4 protein-coding genes and 1 pseudogene are annotated in these 4,985 nt (G+C 68.5%); 2 read left to right on the top strand and 3 right to left on the bottom strand.

Going from position 1 to position 4,985, the window contains the following annotated elements; translation table 11 throughout:
• Positions 1 to 367 (top strand): annotated as a pseudogene (locus tag Q4G50_RS14325) (hypothetical protein); the annotation flags it as partial.
• A gap of 55 nt (positions 368 to 422) precedes the next feature.
• Here Q4G50_RS14325 and Q4G50_RS14320 read toward each other — a convergent pair.
• Complete coding sequence (locus Q4G50_RS14320) at positions 423 to 1,673, bottom strand: pyridoxal phosphate-dependent aminotransferase (RefSeq protein ID WP_303378330.1); 1,251 nt, start codon at positions 1,671 to 1,673, stop codon at positions 423 to 425.
• Between the two features lie 16 nt (positions 1,674 to 1,689).
• Complete coding sequence (locus Q4G50_RS14315; protein WP_303378329.1) at positions 1,690 to 2,298, bottom strand: DUF1707 domain-containing protein; 609 nt, start codon at positions 2,296 to 2,298, stop codon at positions 1,690 to 1,692.
• 114 nt (positions 2,299 to 2,412) lie between these two features.
• Here Q4G50_RS14315 and Q4G50_RS14310 point away from each other — a divergent pair, with 114 nt between their 5' ends.
• A complete protein-coding gene (locus Q4G50_RS14310) occupies positions 2,413 to 3,246 on the top strand; it encodes a CPBP family intramembrane glutamic endopeptidase (protein WP_303378328.1) in 834 nt (277 codons plus the stop codon).
• Between the two features lie 317 nt (positions 3,247 to 3,563).
• On the opposite strand, the gene Q4G50_RS14305 is transcribed toward Q4G50_RS14310, so the two are convergent.
• Positions 3,564 to 4,985, bottom strand: a 1,422-nt coding sequence (locus Q4G50_RS14305; RefSeq protein WP_303378327.1) for a (Fe-S)-binding protein, incomplete at its 5' end; no start/stop codon positions are given.

The raw sequence follows: 4,985 nt of genomic DNA, 5'->3' as shown, positions 1-4,985 counted from the left end.
CGGTTCCTCCACCGACGGTTCCGCAGCCGGCCTCGTGGGCTCCGCAGCGTCCTCCGGTTCCTCCGGCTCCTCGGATTCCGACGCCCCGGGCACCCCGGGTCAGCCCGCTCAGCCGGGCACCCCGGGTCAGCCGACCGAGCAGGGCGAGCAGCCGGCCACCGGCCCGGTGGGCAGCCCCGACGCCAAGGCTGACGCTCAGCAGAACCAGCCGGCCCAGCAGGGTCAGGCGGGCGTCGAGAAGCAGGAGAAGCAGGCGCAGCAGCAGCGCACCCTGGCACAGACCGGTGCGTCCGTGCTCGGCGTGCTGGCACTGGCGCTCGCGCTCGTGGCTGCCGGTGTGATCCTCATCCGTCGCGGACGGGCATAACACACCCAAGCAGAAGGCCCGGCAGGAATTTTCCTGTCGGGCCTTTCGCCGATTCCTACTGCTTGTAGCTGACGAGGAAGTTGCCGAGGCGCTCGATGGCGTTCTCCAGCTGGGAAGCCCAGGGGAGGGTGACCAGGCGGAAGTGGTCGGTGGCGGGCCAGTTGAAGCCGGTGCCCTGCACGAGGAGGATCTTCTCGGCGCGGAGGATGTCGAGCATGAGCTTGGCGTCGTCGTGGATCTCGTAGATGTTGGGGTCCAGACGCGGGAAGGCGTAGAGCGCACCCATCGGCTTGACGCAGCTCACGCCCGGGATCTCGTTGAGCTTCTCGTAGGCGACGTTGCGCTGGTTGAGCAGGCGGCCGCCCTCGCCGGTGAGCTGGTAGATCGACTGCTTGCCGCCGAGCGCCACCTGGATACCGTGCTGGGCGGGCACGTTGGGGCACAGGCGGGTGCCGGCGAGCAGCTCGAGGCCCTCGATGAAGCCCTTGGCGTGTTCCTTCGGCCCGGTGAGCACCATCCAGCCGGCGCGGTAGCCGGCGACGCGGTAGGCCTTGGACAGGCCGTTGTAGGTGATGGTGAGCAGGTCGGGGGCGAGGGTGGCCAGGGAGATGTGCTCGGCGTCGTCGTAGAGGATGCGGTCGTAGATCTCGTCGGCGAGGATGAGCAGCTCGTACTCACGGGCGACCTCGACGATCTTCTCCAGCACCTCCTTGGAGTACACGGCGCCGGTCGGGTTGTTGGGGTTGATGACGACGATGGCCTTCGTCTTCTCCGTCACCTTCGCGCGGATGTCCTCGATGGAGGGGTTCCAGTCGTCCTCCTCGTCGCACAGGTAGTGCACCGGGGTGCCGCCGGACAGGGAGGTGGCGGCGGTCCACAGGGGATAGTCGGGGGCGGGGATGAGGACCTCGTCGCCGTCGTTGAGCAGCGCCTGCATGGTCATGGTGATGAGCTCGGAGACACCGTTGCCCAGGAACACGTCCTCCACATCGAACTCCGGGAAGCCATCCACCAGCTCATAGCGGGTCACCACCGCACGGCGCGCCGGGATGATGCCCTTCGACGTGGAGTAGCCCTGCGCGGTGGGCAGGGCGGCGATCATGTCGCGCATGATGACGTCGGGGGCGTCGAAACCGAAGGTGGCGGGGTTGCCGGTGTTGAGCTTGAGGATGTGGTGACCGTCCGCCTCGAGCCGTTCCGCCTCCGCGGACACGGGGCCGCGGATCTCGTAGAGAACGTCCTTCATCTTGTTCGACTGGTCGAATGTGCGGGGACGGCGGCGGACGGGGGTCGGGGAGTCACTCATGGACTACATGTTGCCACTACTTCCGGCCGCGCTCCAACGCCTTGTTGACGAAGTTCATCGCGTTGTTCGTCAGTTCCGCGGTCTGCGCGCGCCGCTCGGCCCGCAGAGCGGCCAGCTTGTCCTGCTCAGCCAGGCGCAGCTCAGCGGCGCGCAACTGCTCCGCCGTCCGCAGCTCCTTGAGCCTCTGCTTATCGACGGCCCGAGCACTCGGCACGTACCATTTCTGCGGGCCGACCTTCATGACGTAGAGCAGGATGAACAGCGTCGGGATGAGCAGCAGCAGGAGACCGGACAGAGGCGTGGCGAGGGCGATGGTGCCGGCGGTGACGCCGATCGTCGTCAAGCCCATGACGCCGGCGCGGATCTTGCGGCCCTCGCGGTAGGCGGCCTCGATCTCGTGGGCGGAGTAGAGCTTGTCCACGTCCTTGGTCGGCGAGCCGGCGAACAGCGGAATGTCGGTGAACAGCGGGTCGAGGTCGCGGCGGTATTCGGCGCGGGCGATCTCCTGGCAGCGTTCGTCGTATTCGTCGATGCTGAGGCGGCCCTCGGCGAAGGCGCGACCCAGCGTGGACATCGCCGAGGAACGCTCGGCGTCGCTCAGTCGCATCTCGGGTCTCATACTCATGTTTCCGAGTGTAGCGACGCTTCCTCCCGTCGCCCTCGGGGAAGCCCCTGATCTTTGCTCGTCCGGGCGATTCCTGATGGCTTTTCGGGCGGGGTGGGTGCGAACATCAGACGTATGAACCGTCTCGCCACGCATCTGACCACGTGGAGGGCCTGGTACGCGATCCTCAGCGTCCCGGCCTTCCTCCTCGGCTCCCTGGCCGTGATGGGAGGTGCGGCGTTCGTGCCCGTGTCGTTCGTGCTGTTCGCGTTCCTGGCGCTGGCGTTCCTCGCCCTTGCTTCTCGACGCTGGCCCTCCCGCGCCGACCTCGGCCTGAAGTGGGGACTCTCGGGGCGTGACATCGTCGTGGTCCTGGTGGTGTTCGTGGTGACGCACGCGGCGTTCTGGCTGCTCGGCCGCCTCGCCGGCGGGTCTCAGGGGGACCAGGCGACGCAGTTCTTCCAGGAGATGAACCTCGACGGCCCGCTCGGGGCTGCGGTGGTGGCGACGTTCAGTTCTGTCGTCCTCGCCCCGATCTGCGAGGAGATCCTCTACCGCGGTGCCGTTGTGCGCCCCATCCATGACGCCTTCGCCCGCCGAGGGCGCGCGTGGCTCGGTGCGGCACTTGGTATCGGTGTCAGCGCCCTGCTGTTCGCCATGCCCCATCTCGCCGAGGACAAGATCGACATCATGTCCATCGCCTACGTGCTCACCGGTGTCGGCTTCGGCCTGGTCTACGTGCTCACCGGCTCCATGACCGCGGCGATGGTCAGCCACTCCCTGCAGAGCATGGCCGCCTTCGGGCAGGTGCTCATCTTCGGGCGTGGCGACACCGACGTCCACCCCGTCATCTGGATCCTCGTCTTCGGCTGCCCGCTGTGGGTCTACCTGGGGTCGCAGCTGCTGCGGGTGGTGCTGCCGCGCGGGGCCTCGTCGTCTCGTGTTGTCTCGCCCGGCCTGAATATCTGACCTCACCCGGGGTCTCCGCTAGAGAAACCCCAGGTCGCCAGGAAACTGCGGTCAGATATTCAGGCGTGGCCCGGAGGGAACGGGTTCCGTGGAGCTTCAGTTGTCGTGCCGGGGGAACTGCCTGTGTTGCTGCGCCCGGTTCCGGATCGGGAAAACTTTAGCTGAATCTTCGGGTGGTTCCCGGGATTGAAGGGTGAGACCCACCCGGCCTGAATATCTGACCTCACCTCCTGCCCTTCCTGGAGAAACCCCAGGTCGCCCGAAACCTGCGGTCAGATATTCAGGCGGGCCACGGAGGGAACGGGTCCCGTGGAGATTTAGTCCTTGTCGTCGGCCTCGGGAACTGACGGGCGGGCGCTTCCCGGGGGCGGAACTGCCGTGCCGGGTGCCGGGGGAACTGCCGGGGTTGCTGCGCCGAGAGCAGGAGGAATAGCGGTACCCGGTGCGGAAGGAATAGCTGCTCCTGGTGCTGTGGGAGCTGCCGGTGTTGGTGCACCCGATGCCGGAGGAACGGCCGGCGCTGCCGCACCCGGTGCAGGCGGGACAGCGGAACCTTGTGCGGTAGGTACTGCGACACCCGGTGCCGGCGGAACCGCCGGTGCTGCCGCGCCAGGAGCAGGGGGAACTGCCGGAGCAGCCGCACCCGGAGCCGGAGGAACCGACACACCTGCTGCCGGAGGAACCGCAGGTGCAGCCGCACCTGGAGCAGGGGGAACTGCGGAGCCCGGCACGGAAGGCACCGAGACTCCGGGTGCAGGAGGAACTGCCGGCGCTGCTGCACCCGGAGCAGGAGGGACCGCGGCACCCGGGGCGGAGGGAACCGCCACACCTGGAGCAGGCGGGACTGTCGGCGCAGCGGCGCCCGGGGCCGGGGGCACCGCTGCACCCGGAGCCGCAGGAGTTACCGCGCCGGGAGCGGGCGGTGCTGCAGGAGTCGCGGGTGCAGGCTTCGGCTCGACCGGGGGCGTGGGCACCGGGGGCTCGGCAGGCGGGGTCGGGACCGGCTTCGGCGCCGCCGGGGGCGTGTCCGGGGGAGTGGCCGCAGGAGTCTCCACCGGTCGGCGCTTCGGGCGGATGACCTCGCCGAGGAAGTGGGGTTCGCGGGGGGCGGGGAGGTGGCCGTCGATAAGCACGGAGTCGCGGAGCATCTGGGCGACGTCGCGGACGGCGGGGCGGTCGGGGGCGTCGATAAGCGCCTTGACGCCGCCGGTGAACATGGTGTTGCAGAAGGGGCAGCCGGTGGCGATCTCCTCGGCGCCGGTGGCGAGGGCCTGCTCGGAGCGGAACTCGTTGACGCGGCGGCCAATGGTCTCCTCCATGTACATGCGGGCGCCGCCGGCGCCGCAGCAGAAGGCCTCGTCGCGGGAGAGGTCCATCTCGCGGAGCTCGGCACCCGCGGCGGCGACGAGTTCACGCGGCGGGTCGTAGACCTGGTTGTGACGGCCGAGGAAGCACGGGTCGTGATAGGTGACCGGGCGGCGGTTCTCCGGGCCGCGGGGGACCGGGGTGAGCAGCTTTTCGCGGACGAGGCGGTTGAGCAGCTGCGTGTGGTGGAAGACGTCGAAGTGGCCGTCGAAGTCCGGGTACTCGTTACGGATGGTGTTGAAGCAATGCGGGCAGGTGGTGATGATCTTGCGCTGCCCGGCGGGCACACCGTCGAAGACGTCGTTGAGGGTGGCGATGTTCTCGGTGGCGAGCATCTGGAAGAGGAACTCGTTACCCGCGCGGCGGGCGGGGTC

Source organism: Corynebacterium sp. (assembly GCF_030538285.1).
Lineage (GTDB): Bacteria > Actinomycetota > Actinomycetes > Mycobacteriales > Mycobacteriaceae > Corynebacterium.
The sequence above is the reverse complement of the archived record's forward strand: the minus strand, read 5'-3'. Positions and strand labels throughout refer to the sequence as shown.

What these genes read in the sequence shown, in the direction of transcription:
- Q4G50_RS14320 (WP_303378330.1), bottom strand. Translation starts at nt 1,673, where the DNA reads ATGAGTGACTCCCCGACCCCCGTCCGCCGCCGTCCCCGCACATTCGAC.
- Q4G50_RS14315 (WP_303378329.1), bottom strand. Translation starts at nt 2,298, where the DNA reads ATGAGTATGAGACCCGAGATGCGACTGAGCGACGCCGAGCGTTCCTCG.
- Q4G50_RS14310 (WP_303378328.1), top strand. Translation starts at nt 2,413, where the DNA reads ATGAACCGTCTCGCCACGCATCTGACCACGTGGAGGGCCTGGTACGCG.